Origin of the sequence: Paenibacillus sp. FSL P2-0136 (assembly GCF_037975325.1) — a bacterium.
Lineage (GTDB): Bacteria > Bacillota > Bacilli > Paenibacillales > Paenibacillaceae > Paenibacillus_AQ > Paenibacillus_AQ silagei.
In genome coordinates this window covers 2,750,548-2,766,861 of record NZ_CP150244.1, presented here as the reverse complement: position 1 = coordinate 2,766,861, position 16,314 = coordinate 2,750,548, and the positions used below count along the sequence as shown (strand labels likewise).

General features: G+C 50.0%; 16 protein-coding genes. 6 read left to right on the top strand and 10 right to left on the bottom strand.

Going from position 1 to position 16,314, the window contains the following annotated elements; genetic code table 11:
- Window positions 1-123: 123 nt before the first annotated feature.
- Window positions 124-1,206, top strand: coding sequence for a nucleotidyltransferase domain-containing protein (locus NYE26_RS11380; RefSeq protein WP_339255876.1), 1,083 nt, complete (start codon window positions 124-126; stop codon window positions 1,204-1,206).
- Between the two features lie 53 nt (window positions 1,207-1,259).
- Here NYE26_RS11380 and NYE26_RS11375 read toward each other — a convergent pair whose 3' ends face one another.
- The 3 genes from NYE26_RS11375 to NYE26_RS11365 all read right to left on the bottom strand — a co-directional run bounded on the left by NYE26_RS11375 (window position 1,260) and on the right by NYE26_RS11365 (window position 5,431).
- Entirely contained in the window at window positions 1,260-2,963 is a 1,704-nt protein-coding gene (locus NYE26_RS11375; RefSeq protein ID WP_339255875.1) for a methyl-accepting chemotaxis protein, read from the bottom strand.
- Between the two features lie 166 nt (window positions 2,964-3,129).
- Entirely contained in the window at window positions 3,130-3,828 is a 699-nt protein-coding gene (locus NYE26_RS11370) for a cyclic nucleotide-binding domain-containing protein (protein ID WP_339255873.1), read from the bottom strand.
- A 64-nt stretch (window positions 3,829-3,892) separates the two neighbouring features.
- The gene (locus NYE26_RS11365) at window positions 3,893-5,431 is read right to left on the bottom strand and encodes a DUF4173 domain-containing protein (RefSeq protein ID WP_339255871.1); all 1,539 of its coding nucleotides are present in this window, start codon (window positions 5,429-5,431) and stop codon (window positions 3,893-3,895) included.
- Between the two features lie 123 nt (window positions 5,432-5,554).
- On the opposite strand from NYE26_RS11365, the gene NYE26_RS11360 reads away from it, so the two are divergent.
- Entirely contained in the window at window positions 5,555-7,231 is a 1,677-nt protein-coding gene (locus tag NYE26_RS11360) for an ABC transporter substrate-binding protein (RefSeq protein ID WP_339255869.1), read from the top strand.
- Window positions 7,232-7,297: 66 nt separating this feature from the next.
- Here NYE26_RS11360 and NYE26_RS11355 read toward each other — a convergent pair whose 3' ends face one another.
- The 3 genes from NYE26_RS11355 to NYE26_RS11345 all read right to left on the bottom strand — a co-directional run bounded on the left by NYE26_RS11355 (window position 7,298) and on the right by NYE26_RS11345 (window position 10,030).
- Entirely contained in the window at window positions 7,298-7,789 is a 492-nt protein-coding gene (locus tag NYE26_RS11355; protein ID WP_339255867.1) for a DinB family protein, read from the bottom strand.
- 314 nt (window positions 7,790-8,103) lie between these two features.
- Window positions 8,104-9,177, bottom strand: a complete 1,074-nt coding sequence (locus tag NYE26_RS11350; protein WP_339255865.1) for a DUF1835 domain-containing protein — start codon at window positions 9,175-9,177, stop codon at window positions 8,104-8,106.
- Window positions 9,178-9,199: 22 nt separating this feature from the next.
- Window positions 9,200-10,030: a copper amine oxidase N-terminal domain-containing protein gene (locus NYE26_RS11345; RefSeq protein ID WP_339255863.1), complete on the bottom strand. Its 831-nt coding sequence runs from the start codon at window positions 10,028-10,030 to the stop codon at window positions 9,200-9,202.
- Between the two features lie 228 nt (window positions 10,031-10,258).
- Here NYE26_RS11345 and NYE26_RS11340 point away from each other — a divergent pair, with 228 nt between their 5' ends.
- The 4 genes from NYE26_RS11340 to NYE26_RS11325 all read left to right on the top strand — a co-directional run bounded on the left by NYE26_RS11340 (window position 10,259) and on the right by NYE26_RS11325 (window position 12,306).
- Complete coding sequence (locus tag NYE26_RS11340; protein WP_209879819.1) at window positions 10,259-10,585, top strand: hypothetical protein; 327 nt, start codon at window positions 10,259-10,261, stop codon at window positions 10,583-10,585.
- 2 nt (window positions 10,586-10,587) lie between these two features.
- Complete coding sequence (locus NYE26_RS11335) at window positions 10,588-10,983, top strand: hypothetical protein (RefSeq protein WP_339255861.1); 396 nt, start codon at window positions 10,588-10,590, stop codon at window positions 10,981-10,983.
- Window positions 10,973-11,128 carry a hypothetical protein gene (locus NYE26_RS11330; RefSeq protein WP_339255859.1) on the top strand — a complete coding sequence of 52 codons (156 nt, stop codon included), beginning with the start codon at window positions 10,973-10,975 and terminating at the stop codon, window positions 11,126-11,128. The genes NYE26_RS11335 and NYE26_RS11330 overlap by 11 nt, the downstream gene beginning before the upstream one ends.
- 272 nt (window positions 11,129-11,400) lie before the next feature.
- Window positions 11,401-12,306: a helix-turn-helix domain-containing protein gene (locus NYE26_RS11325; protein ID WP_339255857.1), complete on the top strand. Its 906-nt coding sequence runs from the start codon at window positions 11,401-11,403 to the stop codon at window positions 12,304-12,306.
- Between the two features lie 71 nt (window positions 12,307-12,377).
- Here NYE26_RS11325 and NYE26_RS11320 read toward each other — a convergent pair whose 3' ends face one another.
- The 4 genes from NYE26_RS11320 to NYE26_RS11305 all read right to left on the bottom strand — a co-directional run bounded on the left by NYE26_RS11320 (window position 12,378) and on the right by NYE26_RS11305 (window position 16,251).
- Window positions 12,378-13,562 (bottom strand): MFS transporter, encoded by a 1,185-nt coding sequence (locus NYE26_RS11320; RefSeq protein ID WP_339255855.1) that lies wholly within the window; start codon window positions 13,560-13,562, stop codon window positions 12,378-12,380.
- 144 nt (window positions 13,563-13,706) lie between these two features.
- Complete coding sequence (locus NYE26_RS11315) at window positions 13,707-14,009, bottom strand: metalloregulator ArsR/SmtB family transcription factor (RefSeq protein WP_209879806.1); 303 nt, start codon at window positions 14,007-14,009, stop codon at window positions 13,707-13,709.
- Window positions 14,010-14,537: 528 nt separating this feature from the next.
- Window positions 14,538-15,362 (bottom strand): carbohydrate ABC transporter permease, encoded by an 825-nt coding sequence (locus NYE26_RS11310; protein ID WP_209879804.1) that lies wholly within the window; start codon window positions 15,360-15,362, stop codon window positions 14,538-14,540.
- Window positions 15,355-16,251 (bottom strand): sugar ABC transporter permease, encoded by an 897-nt coding sequence (locus tag NYE26_RS11305; protein ID WP_209992261.1) that lies wholly within the window; start codon window positions 16,249-16,251, stop codon window positions 15,355-15,357. Before NYE26_RS11305 ends, NYE26_RS11310 begins: the two co-directional genes overlap by 8 nt.
- Window positions 16,252-16,314: the final 63 nt, after the last annotated feature.

The window sequence follows — 16,314 nt, the reverse complement described above, 5'->3', positions numbered from 1 at the left end:
GTATGTGCGTACATACGGAGCGCTCAGGGAGAGAATGGACCTAACTGAAGTCGGCATACCCGCGGACGGCAGATCCTTTTACAATGAATACAACAACAAGCCACAGCGCAGGAGGAATCAGCTATGAATGAAAGTACCAGGCAGGAGCTATTATCCAAAAACGAAAAATTGATCAACATGGTGATCGAGCGGGCCAAACGGGATTATCCAGAGGAGATTGCGGTGATCGGGCTTACGGGCTCTTGTTGTACCGGGGATTATCATGAGAAAAGCGACCTGGATCTGATCATCATCAATAATAACAATCAAGGCTGGGGCATCTCGTCCTGCTTCATTCTGGGGGATGTCGGTTATGATATCTACTGCACTCCTTGGGAGACCCGGATCGAAGAACAGGCCGCTCTTGAAAGTCCGATGATCTCCTCTCTAATAGATTTGCAGGTGCTCTACTATGCCAAGCCTGAGGATCTGGAGAAGCTTAGGGTCTATCAGCAACGGGCGCTGGATGCTCTGGCGAAGCCCATGGGACGCGATTCTCTGGAACGGGCGAAGAAGTGGATCGATCTGGCCAAGCAGGAATATGCGAATATTTGTCTTACAGAGGATAAGGGAGCCGTAAGGCTGGCTTCAGCGGAGTTGGTCTACAATCTGGTGAACGCTTTGACGCATATGAACAATACTTATCTGAAAAGAGGGCTGAAAAGATACCTGGAGGACACCGCAGCTTACCGCTACCTCCCTGAGAATTATGAGACGAATTATATGAATGTGATCTGCGCGACGACGACGGACGAGATCCGAAGTACCTCCGGCATTTTGCTCAAAAGTATCCTTGATCTGTACAGCACCCTGTATCAGAAATATGTGGAACAGCCTGTTCCTACCTATGATAATCTGGCGGGCACCTATGAGGAATTATGGTGCAACTACCGCAACAAGATCATTGCCAGCGCTGAAAGTAAGGATGCTTCTTACGCCTTCTACGCCGCCATGGGAGCGCAAGGTCTGCTGGATGAAATGACTGAGTCGCGGGGAACCCGGAAGTTCGAACTCATGCAGTATTTTGATGCAAGTAATCTGGATCTGTTCAAGGACCGGTTCCTCCTGGCAATGGATGACTATCTGGAGGAATATCAGCGGGTCGGGCGGCAGCCCCAGCGTTACGATACTTGTGAAGAGCTGTACCGGCAATATATGAAAAAGTAACAGATATGCAAGATCAAGCCCCCTCCCTTCGTTCAGGTTGGGGGCTTGCCTAATTATACATTGAAACGTGCTACCAGACCTTGCAGACCTTGCGCCAGCATGCTGAGTGCACTGGCAGAAGAGGCGATCTGTTCCACTGAAGCCATCTGCTCTTGTGATGCGGCGGATACTTGCTGTGTACTTGCCGCTGTAGTCTCCGAGATATGCGTAACGTTACGGATAGAGTCTACAATCTCTTCGGTCGCTGCCGTGATTTCTTCTACCGCGCCGGATACCTCCTGAACCTGTCCCGCTAGTGAATCAATCGAATGGCGGATGGCATTGAAGGACTGCCCGGCCTCTTCTATGATCCGAGTTCCCCCCAGCACTTCGTTCATGCTGTTCTTCATCACCTTCACTGCATGATCTGCATCGGCCTGGATACCGGTTGCCATTTCAGCAATCTGATTGGCGGAATCTGCGGACTGCTCAGCCAGTCTGCGCACTTGATCGGCTACCACAGCAAAGCCTCTGCCGTGTTCTCCGGCCCGGGCCGCTTCTATGGTCGCATTCAGTGCCAGCATATTCGTCTCCGAGGCGATCCCCTTGATCACACCGACAATGCTGCTAATGTCCTGTGAACGCTTCATGAAGCCCATAACCTTTTCCGATAAGGACTGAATGGATTCGTTGATGGATTCCATCTGCCGGACGGCAGATTGCAGGGATTGATCCCCGGCAACGGCATAATCTGCAGAACGCAGGGAAGCTTCCGAGATATCCTGTACACTGGCAGCAATCAGCTGAATTCCGTCCGACATTTCAATAATGGTGTTCATGTTAGTCTGCAGATCATTCATCTGCATGCCCGCACCACTTGCGACCTCACCCATAATCCCGGAGATCTTCTCGGTCGTTTCGGCGGTCAATCCGCTATCCGAGGTCAGCTTCACTGAAGAAGCCGCCAGACCGTTCGCGGATAGCTTCACCTGGGTGATCATCGTTGCCAGATTATCGGTCATTGTATTGAAATTCCGGGCCAGCTCACCGATCTCATCCTTCGTCTGCACACTAAGCTTGCGGGTTAGATCGGCATCGCCGTCGGCAATCTCCTGAAGCTGCCTGTTGACATCCTTCACCGGCTTCAGTATCCGTGCAGACAATACGAATGCGATCAACAGAGCCAGTACCACCGATAATCCCGTCACCCCCATGCTGGTAATCATAGAGGAGCTGCGGTGGGTTGCCGCCTGACTCTGTTCCTTCATAATTTCATCATGCAGCATCGTCTCGAACACGAGCTGTGAATCGATGATCGTCGTAAGGGAGAGGCTTGTGAACGACTTCTGCGCTTGCGGGAAGTTCCCTTCCTTGGCCAAGGCAAAAGCCTGCTCCAGCACCGTCAGATAATTGTCCCATTCTCCCTCCAGATTCTGAATTCCTGCAAGCTCCGCTTCATTCAGACCGGCTCCCTTAAGCTCTTCGACTGAGGCTGTAATCTCTGGTATCTTGGCTTCATAGGCGGTCAGATTGGCTGTTCTCTCCTCCGTGGTATTACTCATCACATACCTTGCGGCCAGACCGTCCGCCGTCCGGATATCATCGGTTAATTTCTGTACCATCGACAGCTTGCTGTAATTACGGTTGATCTGCTCTGTAAGCATAGTCACCTTAGCCTGAAAAATAGTACTGCCTAGTATAGCGAGAATGAACACGATAATAACAGCGGCGAAACCAAACATGATTTTGGCCCGGATTCCTCTAAGTCTGTTGAACATGATAACTACCTCCACTCAATATGTAAGCTCTACTGTGTAACCTCTATGTATCGTACATCTTCATTCTTAAATGAAACTGAAATACGCTGCCGGGAGCACAAAAAAACCTCCCCCCCTGCCAAAAGCAGGAATGGAGGTTCTATGAATTACGTCCCTTAATTCCGGTTCAATCATACAGATTCCCGTTCGCAAGCATTGCCAGCCGCTCCTCATCCCGCACAATCAGCCGGCCGTTCCTGCGTTCAATAATCCCATCTTCAATGAGGCGGCGCACTACCCGGTTCAGATGCCGGTAGCTGGTGCCGAGCAGATCGGCGGTCTCTGTCAGCGTGGAGGTGCGGATCTCTTCTACGCGCTGGGCGCCAGTGTTGTCCGCGAACAGCGACATCAGGTAGCTGGCGAACCTGTTCTCCACCGGATAGAGCACATTCATGGCTGAGGTCTGCCCAAGCGTGTACATTTTGTGGCTCAGCTCTCCGACCAGGAAACGCAGCAGCGCTGTATTGTCTTCAATCTCCCGGAGCAGCAGCTTCCTTCCGGCGACAAGCAGCAGGCTGTCCCCTACGGAGACCACTTCATTCTTGACGGGATACTGGCGCAGCAGCTCCACATCCCCGATCACCGACATCGGCCGGGCGAACCGGACCAGCATCGACTTGCCGTTAGGCAGCAGCGTATGAATCTTCAGCTTGCCCTGCATCAGGAAAAACATATTCTCCAGCCGGTCGCCAACCGAGCAGACTGCCTCCCCTCCGCCGTAACGCCGAAGCTCCATTTGGGCAATGGCGCTGCTGCTGAACATGGCTGTGAGACCATTCTGCTCGGTAAGGCTTCGAACCGCCTCCGGATTTATTATCGATTGCATGAGGTTCTTCTCTCCTTGTGTCATTTCTGCTGAAATTACTGTATCACAAGCCTGAGCACAGAAGCTATTTCTGCGTTACCTCTCCGACAAAATAATTCTCAAGTGCTCTACGCTCCCGGTGATTCGCCAGATTGAACGAAGGCCAGCTCCGCTGGGGCTGGGCGCGATCAGACAGTCTGCTGCGCAGCGCCTCGTCCAGAATCCCCTTCTCCTGCTTGCTGAACCCGATCAGCTCTGGAACCACATCTGCAGAGAGTCCGGCCAGGTAACCGGCATCCAGTGTGCCGCTTGCTTCATAACGCTGGATATTCTGCTTCGCAATGATATGATCCATCCCTATATAGTTCATCAGCACGTAGGAGAGCAGGCCGAGCACGATGTAACATTTTAGAAGCGGGAAGGGTTCCCGGCTAATCCGCACGGCCGCCAGCACCAGCAGCAAGCTGAGGAAGATCATGAAGGCATGCACCAGGAACCGGATGTAGGTGTAACCGTACGCCTCTTCATATAGAGTCAGCCGCGAGTACGCAGAATACAGCATGACCATGGAGCATAACACCAGAATATACAGCAGGACCTGAATGACCCGCTTCAGAATTCCGCCCGCTTTACGCACTGCCAGCAAGGACAACAGCAAGATCGCGAAGTTAATGGATGTGACCAGAATCAGCTCCAGAAAACCGCTCCGCGCATAGTCCGCATACGTACTGTTCTCCGGCAGAATCCCGTCCCAGGCGCCGAACAAATATGAGAACTGGACACTCACAAATAGCATGTACACCGCATTGATTGCGGTCAGCACGGTAGTGATAATGACCGGGTCATCAAGACCGATACCCTCCTCCCCTGCTTCAGCCACTTCCAGCTTCTGCCCCATCGCATCAAACTCACTGACCAGAGGAGTGCGGATATAGGATTTACTCTGTACGAACCCCCAGACGAAGCCGAACATGCCCAGGCCGAGCAGCAGAACCCACAGACCCCGGAAGATCCAGTCCCCCAGTGAAATATTGTCAAAAATCCTCGGGAGTGCTTCCAGCAGCTGACTGAACACTCCGTCCGCCGTAGAGAGCAGCGAGATCACAATCAGCAGCAGCGGGACGGAAATCAGCAGACCGATCAGCACCCGCATCAATACCTGCTTGCGTTCATTCGGTATCCCGCCTTTGCCCCGGCGCAGCAGCCTCAATGCCGTGGCCCAGTTGCGCAGACTTTGCGGGAACAGATGCTCAAGCGCCGCGCCGATCAGTGCGAGTCCGCTCCAGGCAGGCTTGCGGTAACTAAGCATATACGTCATATGTAATAGAATGAGCACCGGAATAACAACGATATTAAGCGCAAAGAAAAACCAGTTGCCGAACAGCATATAGGTCAGGGACAACAGAAATATGGACACCATCCAAACATAGCTGAACCAGGTCTGCTTGCGTAGCTGCTCCTTGGCGAAATAGAGCATAAAAGCATAAAATGAGACCACAAAAATCGGGTATGAGATCCCCGGCATTTTGCCGTAGAACAGGTACTGATGCACAATCGCAAGCAGAAATGCGGCCAGTAAGGCTACACGCCCAAGCCCCAGTTTGGATACCGTTTGTTCGTCCATGGTAAATTCCCCCATCTTTTTACTGTCATATCCTGATTCTAGCTGATAAAATAAGAAGAAAAAGAGAAATATAATATTATTAATTTCCTATTTTATAAATTAGGCAGGAGGAGAATGTCCCAAATGAAGCTGCACAGTCAATTCCTGAAGCTGCATTCGCAGCATGGTGGTCCGGCCGAGATCTCCGTCACCCTGGACGAATTGGCCTTGACCCTTGGCTGTACCCACCGCAATGCACTGCATGTGGTCCGCAAAATGGCCGATCTCGGCTGGATCACCTGGACCCCCAGCCGGGGACGGGGGCGGCGCTCCAAGCTGGTGTTCCTCGCGGCGGCCGAGGACATTGCCCTGGAATCCATGAAGCAGGCGATAAGCAGCAAGGATATCAGCAGTGCGCTGGAGGGCATCCGCGGACATGCCCGCACCTCATCGCTGCAGGACACACTGCAAGGCTGGCTGCTGGCTTACTTCGGGCATCATGCCGAGGTGCACAGCGACAAGCGGATCGATACGCTGCGGCTGCCGGTCACCCAGCAGCTCCATACCTTCGATCCGCTCTATATGAATTTGCTGGCGGAGTCATTCGTCTCCAGCCATGTTTTTGACGGGCTGGTCGGCCGCAGCGGTGAACGCGGCAAGGTGATCCCCGGCCTGGCCCATGCCTGGGAGATAGACGGGAGCCGGACGGCCTGGACTTTTCATCTGCGCAAGGAGGTCTTGTTCCATCACGGTAAGGTACTGACCGCCGAGGATGTGGTCTACTCGTTCGAACGAATGATGTCTACCTCGCAGCGCATGCTGTACAGCTATATTGTCAAAGAGATTCAGGAGGTCCAGGCCTTGAATGCCTCTACTGTCCGCATCCTGTTGAAGAAGCCGAATGAGCTCTTCATTCCCTTCCTCTGCACCAGCCGGGCGGCGATTGTGCCCCGCGATCTGGAGTCCATTGGAGAGAATCTGTTTGGACGCAGGCCGGCGGGCACCGGTCCGTTCAAGGTCGTAGAGATGAATGAGGATAACTGTGTGCTGGAGGTTTTCCCTTATTATTTTCAGGGGCGGGCCCATCTGGACCGTGTAGAGATTATCTATGTCCCATGGAGCCTTGACCGGGAGCCCTCAGAGACCGGCTCTGCCTTCCATGTCATCCCGAATCCGTCAGCAGCGGGCGCAGACTCTCTAAGCAGAATCCACTCCGAGTCCTATGTCCGCAAATTCGTAACCTGCAACACGAAGAAAAAGGGACCGCTAAGCGATCCCCTTCTCCGTGCCGAACTGCTGTCCTGTCTGCATGAAGCGCCGAGAGTGCCCTTCCGGCATTTCGCAGCGCCTCCGGCTGAAGTCTTGCAGATTGCCACAATCCCGCAGTACGCCGGGGATGCCGAATACATCGCCGCAAGACTAACGCAGCATGGATATTCCTGCAAGGTGTTATCCGTGTCGCCGGAGGAATTCAAAGGTCCGATCCGCCTGAAATCCGACCTGATCGTCTTCTCGCTGCTCCGCGACCAGGACGAGCAGCTCCGGCTGTACGACCTGTACCTGACCCTCTCGCAGCATATCGAGCCACGCACCCGTGCGGGTATTGAGGGCAGGCTGCGCCAGATCTCGCGGGAGCCTGACGCCGCCGTTCGGTCGGAAGGCTTCCGGGTGATCGAGGATACTCTAACCCGTGACCACCAGCTGCATATTCTCTACGAACGGCCTGCCGAGACCGCCTATCTGCCCTCCGTGCGCGGGGTGACCTTCAACAGCCAGGGCTGGGTCGATCTGCGCCATCTGTGGTTTCCGCCGGAGCTGTAGATATGAAGTAGAAGTTCGGGGGAGGCTGACTACACCGCCAGACTATATTAGGACCAGCAGCCTCCTTTATTCTGTACCGGGTAAATACGTATCCAGACCTCTGCGCACCAAATTAGGCGAGACTGGCTTCCGGCCGAGTTCCCTGGACCAGATCGAGAGCTGGCCGATGTGATGAATCTCATGCGCGGCAACATGGCGCATCACTTCGCCCCATCTATGCTGGGTAACCTGCCCATCCGGCCGCTCCTCCCTTAGAATCCTCTGTTCCAATCCCTCATTCCAGGCCACTATGAAGGACTCCACCTCCGGCCGGAAGCGTGCGTCCACCTCTCTGATTTTCTGCAAAGTATTGTACTCCGTGAAGTCTAAACGGATATCCGGCTTACCTTCCATATCCCGGACCCAGCTTAATTCCACATCCACAATATGCACCAGCGTCTGCAGGATTCCGCCCACCCCGCCAATGCGTGTCTTCACCCGTTCTTCTTCCGGCAGCTCCTCACACCATTGATACCATTCCTCGCGGACCTGCCAGTTATAACGAAATAAGGTTTGCATGGTTGTCCTCCTTAGATTTGAACTCAAAGCTTGGTCGTCGCTGCGGTGAACATTTGGCCCTCCGGCCGCTGTTGTGTTTGGATTTCCTGATTTAAACCGCTTCTAGCGGTAGAAATCCAAACACAAAGGCGGACGCTATCGCTCCTCCAGTTCCAAATTTCCCCTCCGCTTCTTTTTGCTTTTTGTTGATTGCATTAATGCTTCTTATAAAGCGGAAAATCCCGTGACATAGCGGGTGCTATCGCCCCCAGAGTTCCAAAATCCCTCTCAGATTCTTTTGCTTTTTGTTAAATTCTTTAGTGCTTCTATATACCTTACCCTTTCCTGCGCCGGATGCTATAGAATCTCATCGCTGTGGGAATGCCCTTGATCTCCAGCACCCCGCTATAGATCAACTCTCTCACCCTGTACTCAAAATAAGCATCACCGACATACTGCTCGCAGTATCCGAGCGCCTCTCCGACTAGCCGGGCTGATTTCAGGAATCCATCATCCCCTGGCGGCGGCTGAAGCGAGTCCAGCTTCTCCAGCAGATAGCTGTCGTAGTAATCAGCGGGTACTTCCAGCACAGTATCCTCATGCCAGATTCGCAGGACGCCGGACTGCCTGGTGATCTCCTTCCATTCCTGAGACAGCCGCGCAATATCCACGGCAGTTAGCCTGCTGCCGTCATTAATCCGCAGAAGCGCTTCCCTAAGCTTGTCTGACGGAATCTCACCGGAATGATAGTAATTTATATAAGCATCCGGCCGGTTGAACAGTTCCTCACAGATTGCGCAGGCATCACACACTATGATCTCGTTCGGTCTGTTCCCCAACAGATGAGCAATAAGACGCAGCCCGGTCTGCTCGCAAGCATTGCCACTGGTCCAGATTATAATCTTGGCCTGTGCAGAAATCTGCTCCAGATTGTCCAGCAGCTCCGTATACTCTTCTTCACAATCATATGAGACATTATAGTTTTCCGTTATATTTTGGAGGAACCAGTCGCTGCGGAGCTTCCTGCCCACTGGCGTATCCAGTTCGCCTAATGGACCTATAGCGTAATTCTCCCGCATCGTAACAAGCTTGTGTGTATCAATCCATCCGAGTCCTCTCAATGCCTCTTTCACACTGCCGGTGAAAGAGTCACCGCACAAAATATGTACATGGGTACAATCCGGCGTGGGGTCCCAGAATGCCCGTTTGGCCGGAAGTTCAATCAGACTCGTGTAGTATTCCAGCAGTGAGGCAACGGGTTCTGCGATCTGTTGTTCGAGCGGCCCTTCAAGCAGCTTACTCTGCTCCTTTACCCGTCCGATCTGCACCAGAATCCGAATCAAATACAACTTCACTTCATCTTCACTCAAAGTGCTTACAGCTTTTTTGATCGCCAGTATATCTTTCACATGCTCACCTCTGATTGTTTCTTTACTTCCCTGAGACGTCGAGCAGGCGTCCTTTTACAAGTAAATAAGCAGGAGTACTCGGTGTTTCGGTTTTAACGGTAACCTCAATCGTTCCATCCTTACGAACAGCTGGTCTTTCCCGCTTCTGCGCCGGAAACTGAATCAATTGATCATCATAAAGTATATACGCTGCTACATCCGCCGCTCCTTCAGAAACATCCTTACCTGTTATATTCTTCGCCTTCACCGTGAAGCTGCCTTTTACAGGGTCAAAGGTGTAAGACACTGGCCGGAACGCATCATCGCTAATGATCTTCCCCGGTGGGGAAGTGAAGGGTCCTTTCTCAGTGTCCTCTAAAGAAAGCTTGATGATATCCGTCTGCATCAGGGTTTCACCCGTCAGCGTGTAGAGCTGATTCGCCTGATCCCATTTGCTCACAATGCCCAGACGTCCGGCCAGCACACTGACCGGAATGAACATCGAATTCTGCTCCATCACCGGAACCGTGTCCATCGACCCGGCAACTCCGTTAACCGAAATAGATTTGGAACCAATTGTGAACTTAACTGTTACACTATCCTTTTCGATGGCAGCCGTTCTAGCCTTGGCATCATAGCTGACCTTCGCCCCCATCAGCTCGCTAATGGAGCGAAGCGGGATCATCGTCCGGTAGTTGGCATCCACATATGGTGCCTTCGGTGCCGTATAGAGCACATAATAATCGTTGATTTTCAGAAGCGCAGGGTATTTCTTAGCCGCTGCCTCTACCTTTCCCGGATTCATACCCGTCAACATGGCGAAGCTCAACCCCGCAGCCAGTAAGGCTGTCAACACTTTTTTACCTGTCTTCATCCCAAACATCCTCTCTTTTCCTCTATTTCATATTTTTCTATCATCTTTCTTATTACTCCAAATTTCCGCATCAGTTGCGCCTCTCTACTAAAATCTAACAACCGGCACAGGGATGCAGTGTCATTTTCGTGACATGCCTTTTCTCAGCTTGAACACGTAAAAGCCGTTTGAATACTGACTTGAGATATTTATAATTAGAGTGAAGTTATTGCAAAGGAGATTATTATTATGAGCTATGATATTCATATTACAAGAGCAAATCATTGGACAGAGAGTACGGAAAACCCCATTTCACTTGACGAGTTAAAGGATATATTTTTGAATAAAAATGATTTCGAGTATTCGAATATTTTCACAACATCTGGCCCATTTCAAATATCAATAAGTGGTGATTTTTTCATATGGAAGGTTGATGAAGTAACGGTTCCTTTTCGTTATTCTAATGGTAGACTTACAGTTTCCGGAGCCGATGAAGGCAATGTGATTGATAAGATGAAGGAGATTGCAATTGAACTTAATGCCAAAGTACAAGGGGATGAAGGAGAATTATACTAAAAATGTCCAGAATTTATAAACCGCTCAATGATCTCTCCAGCGAGGAGATAAAGGACCGTCTAAAAAGAAATGACACCGCTGATCTTCTGACGCTCCCTCTTTCTGTCGGTGAATACCATTCGAACTGGAAGTTCGCTCAAGATATTTGTGCCCGGCTCTCTAACCATGAATCAGCTGCTGTTCGGGCTAATGCTATTTTGGGATTCGCATATATTGCAAGGACAAAGGGACAATTAGAGAAACACATCGTTAAACCCATTGTTCTGAGAGAGCTTCGTGAGAATAAAGAATATGAATGGAGAATTCTTGATTCGATTGAGGATATTAATTTTTTCTTGAAGTGGAACATCGGAATTAGAATTATTTACGAATGCGGGGATGAACACATTGGCTATTAATACAAAGGGAAGAAGAAAGTTCGTTCATGGCGAAAAGAGTTTTTTCTGGTATGTCAAAGAAGATGATGAAGACTACGGACGGATCAAACTATTAATTGTTTCGGAAGATAAAAAATTCAATGTTTCCTATGAAGTTGTGGGATGACAACGTTATAACGCCGAGCCTTGTGAAAACTATAATTGAATGGAGCCTGAAGGATAAAGAAAATCTCAATTTCGTGGATTGGGAGGAGTGGCGGAAGGGATATTTGGAACTGTAGGAGCCGCAGCGGCCGAAAGTCCAAACGATCCCTGGAGCCAAGACTATTCCCAAAGTAAAGCGGCTCCAGCTCAGATGACCACCTGACAATATGCTGCATGGATAATCAGGCTACGATTACTACCGGATGATATGCTTCTTACGAAAGGAGGGATTGCGTGGAGTGGCTGGAGCGAATGAACCGGGCGATCGGTTATATTGAAGATAACCTGGAACAAGACATTGACTACGATCAAATCGCTAAAATCGCCTTATGTTCAGTTTACCAGTTTCAACGTATGTTTTCATTTGTACTTGATGTCCCGTTATCCGAATATATCAGGCGCAGAAGACTGACGCTGGCTGCGTTTGATCTAAAGGACAGAAAAAACACTGTGATGGAGATAGCCTTGAAGTACAGGTATGAATCACCGGAAGCCTTCTCCCGTGCATTTCACAATCTGCATGGAATGACGCCTACATTAGCGCGTAATGCCGGAAGTGAGTTAAGAGCCTATCCGCGCATCTCCTTTCAAATCATCTTAAAGGGAGTGACCGGAATGAATTACCGGATGGAGAAACGGGATGCTTTTCAAGTGTATGGGCTGGAGGACATCTACCAGTACGACACTATTGCGAATGAAGCGGGCGTAACGATCCCGGAGGTTTGGCAAAATATCTGCAAGAATGGTGAGTTCGAAAGTTTAGCCCAATCGGTAAGCGGGGCTTGGAGAGACGAAGGCAATTTCTGCAAGGAACTTGGAGCAGTCTTTGCATTCGATGCCTACACCTTCACAAGCAACTCGACCTTCCCTTATCTAATCGGGTGCTACAGAACGCCAGGCAGCCAAGTGAACGGATACACTGTCGTTGATGTTCCCGCATCTACGTGGGCCGTGTTCTCAACACTCCATGACGGGAACGGCAGCGGCAAGTACGATCTGCAGTCATTGAAGAACCGGATCTTCTCTGAATGGCTGCCAACCTCAACCTATACGATTCTGGACGGCGGTAATTTCGAGATGTATGGTACAAGCGCAGACGGCTATGAATATTGTGAGCTCTGGTATAGAGTCGGGGAATAGGATGAAAAAAGCGGTGCCCGGAAAAACCGGCCACCGCTTTTTTGTCACCAGAAGTATAAGGTTAGTAACATTCACTGGTTTTGAACTAAATGTTGAACATTCATCTCTGATTTAGAATTCATTCTATATAAAATGAGCGTAGCGATCATAGCAATCGCAACCCCAGCAGCACCAATCCATGTTATAGATGTAAGCGAGGCCGTTCCAATGGCTACTCCACCTATACCAGCACCCGCTGCCATAGCAAGCTGCATCATAGACTGATTAAGACCAAGCATCACACCTGAGGCTTCGGGTTCAATTGTCGTTAAATGATATTGCTGCGTTGGACCAGAGGACCATGCGGAGAAGGACCACAACAATAACACAACCATTACACCAATGAGCGTATTCGTCACAACAGACAATAGGATCAGCATTACAATATGAAGTATCAATCCGCTGAATAAGGTTCGGTTAACCCCCCAACGGTCCGTGCTGAAGCCACCGATTTTGGAGCCTATCATGCTGGCTATTCCAAATATAAGCAGAGCGCCGCTGAGATATTTATCACTTATACCCGATACTTCAAGCAGATACGGTGAAAGATACGTATATGCTACCGAATATCCGCCAAGCCAGAAGAAGGTAATCGAGAGTCCCAATGCGACCTTAGGCTTTTGTAGCAAACGTAATTGTTGCCGTAATGGAATAGGTTCATCTCCCTTAACATGCGGGATAGCGAAAGAAAGTATAATCATTGCGAGAATCCCTAAAAGGGCAATACCCCCGAACACAGATTTCCAGCCAAGCGTATCCGCTGCAATGCGCCCAAGAGGAACCCCAATGATTAAGGATGCTGTAAAGCCCATTACGACCGTTGCAATCGCGCTTGCTTGTTTACCCTCAGGGGCAATTTTCGCTGCAATGTTTAAGGCGGTAACAACCACTATCCCTGCGCCTATGGCCATAATGATACGGGCAACTACAAACAATCCATACCCGGGCAAAAGAACGGCGAGAATGTTAGATACCACAAACAAGCCTAGACCCATCATGATTAATTTCCGTCTGTCTATACCTGCGGTTACAGCCATAAGAATTGGAGTGAATATAGCGTAGACTAGCGAAAAAATCGTAATTAATTGCCCGGCTGCAGCAACTGACACACCTAGGGAAATGGATACCTTATCTAAAATACCAGACAAAATATACTCCGACGTTCCTACCAAGAAACTAACAATGGCTAAAATATACACTTTCCAGCTTACAGACATAAAATGATACAACTCCTTTAAATATTTTTGAATATACAATTCGTGAATTGTCGATATGATATTTAAAAAAACATATCGCGAATTGTCGAATCATATTGCCAAGATAAAGCTGAATTCTGTGTAAAGAACTCAGTTTCATCTCTCTTACATCTCACTCATCGTGTACTGAGCTAACTGACGTATGGCTTCCTCGTCTCTCTGATAGTATGTAAATTTGCCTATACGTTTTGTGGTGATCAATCCTGCCCGCTGCAACATCGTAAGATATTGAGAAGCCGTAGACTGAGTCATGTTCAGCTTGTCGGTTATTTGACTTACACAAACCCCAATCTCCTCCATATCCACTCCTTCATGGGGTTTAAAATGAACGTATGGCTCTTTGAGCCAATGTAAGATCTGTAACCTGGATTCATTTGATAAAGCCTTAAATACATCGATTGGGTTCATAATTTTTATTATATCGATGATTTGCGATATGTCAATATAGGAGCCTTAAGTTAATGTGTGATGCTGCGTTCGAAGCCAACCTTCAGTGATAGTTGCATTCTGTACACTTAAAAACCGCATAAAGACAGGCTTCCTCCTTCTAACTGTAGTCTGTACAACTAAATCTGCCCAAAAGCGTGCGATCCCCGATATATAGACAGTTTAATTGTACGAAATACAGCTAAACGCACAATCGGCGGTATATCAGACGATATAGATGTACAGAGTGCAATTAAGCATATCCCCTTGCCCTTGCCTTTATCCTTTCCCCTCTGCCCTACTCCCACAGCTAGTGAACTTGGTTCTCCCCTATTTGGGAGGAGTGGCGGAGGGGATGTTTGGAACTGTAGGAGCGGCAGCGTCCGCCTTTAGATTTGGATTTCTACTGCAGACTGCGGTTTAAATCAGGAAATCCAAATCTAACAGCGGCCGAAAGTCCAAACAATCCCTGGAGCCACGACTATTCCCAAACTCCCGGAGTGTCTAAGTTCACTTCACCGACCCAATCATCCCAGCCACAAACTGCTTCTGCATCACGAAGAACACCAGCGCAGTAGGAATCGTGCCGATTACAATCGCGATCATAATCATCCCGTAATCCGGGGCGTAGCCTGATCCGAGGGTGGAGATGAGCAACGGCATGGTCTTGGTCTGCGGCGTCTGCAATACGATCAGCGGCCAGAGATAGTTATTCCAGCTCGACATGAACGTAATGATCGCTCCGGCGGCGTAAGTCGTCTTCATGGTCGGCAGATAGATGCGCAGGAAGATGCCCAGCTCGCTAAGCCCATCCATCCGTCCGGCCTCCAGCAGCTCCTTCGGGAACATCTTGGTGCTCTGCCGGAAAAAGAAGATCAGGAACGCGGTAGTCACCGTAGGTAGAATGACCGAGGTCATCGTATCAATGCCCATCCACGGGAAGACGTTCGAGATCTGCCCGAACATCCGGTACAGCGGGATCATCAGCGCCGCGAACGGAATCATCATCGACAGCAGCAGAATGTTGAATACAATATCCTTCGAGCGGCTGCGGAAGACCTCAAAGCCGTAACCGGCCAGCGAGGCAATTAGCAGCGCCAGCAGCGTGGTGGTTATGGAGATTTTCGCTGAATTCATCAGGGATAACTGCAGGTCCGTGGTGTCCAGCAGCTTACGCAGATTCTCCAGCAGATGAGTGCCCGGCAGCAGACGCCCGCGGGTGACATCCACCGACTGGTTCGTCGAGCTGACGACCATCCACAGGAATGGAAAGATGGAGACAATAGCCGCGATGCTCAGGAACAGATACATGAAGAAACGTTTACTTTTAGCCATTCTTATCACCTGCCACTTTGAACTGGATGAACGACAGCAGCGCGATCATAATGACGATCGAATACGATACGGTGGCTGCATAGCCGAAGTCTGCTGCATATTTGAACGACAAATTGTAGATGTACTGGGAGATCGTCTGGGTCGCGTTGCCCGGGCCGCCCTTCGTGATATTCATGACCTCGTCGAACAATTGCAGCGTCCCGATGGTTGAGGTAATCGAGGTGAACAGGATGATCGGCTTCAGCAGCGGGACCGTAATTCCGAAGAACTGGCGGGAAGCCGAAGCTCCGTCAATCCGGGCGGCCTCGTAGATGGAGTGATCGATATTTTGCAGGGCTGACAGGTAAAAAATCATATTGTAACCCGTCCAGCGCCAAGTGATCGCTATGATAATGGTGATTTTGGCCCAGAACGGATCGGTGATCCATTCAATTGGGGCACTGACCAGATGGAGCTTCAGCAGCATCGTATTCACCAGGCCATTGCCGGAGAACAAATACTTGAATACCACAGAATACGCAACCAGTGAAGTGACACAGGGCAGGAAGATCGCCGTCCGGAAAAACCCCTTGAATCTCAGCTTACTGTCATTCAGCAGCACCGAGATAAACAGCGCGAGGATGATCATCAGCGGCACCTGAACCAGCAGATAGATGAAGGTGTTTTTAACCGATACAATAAATGTTTTGTCAGACAGAAGCCGTGAATAGTTATCGAAGCCGGTGAAGGTAAGATTGCTGCCCGTTCCCGTCTGGAACGACAGAATAAGTGCCTGAAGCATCGGATAGAAATAGAAGACGAAGATCAGAATGACCGCAAGCAGGACGAAGGACCATCCGGTCAACACGCTTTTAGTGCGGAACCTAAGTTTGGAATTTGTTTGATGCACAGCTGCCCAGTCCTTTCCTTATCATTTAAAATAAACCCCGGGCGCCGCCCGCCTCCTGAACTC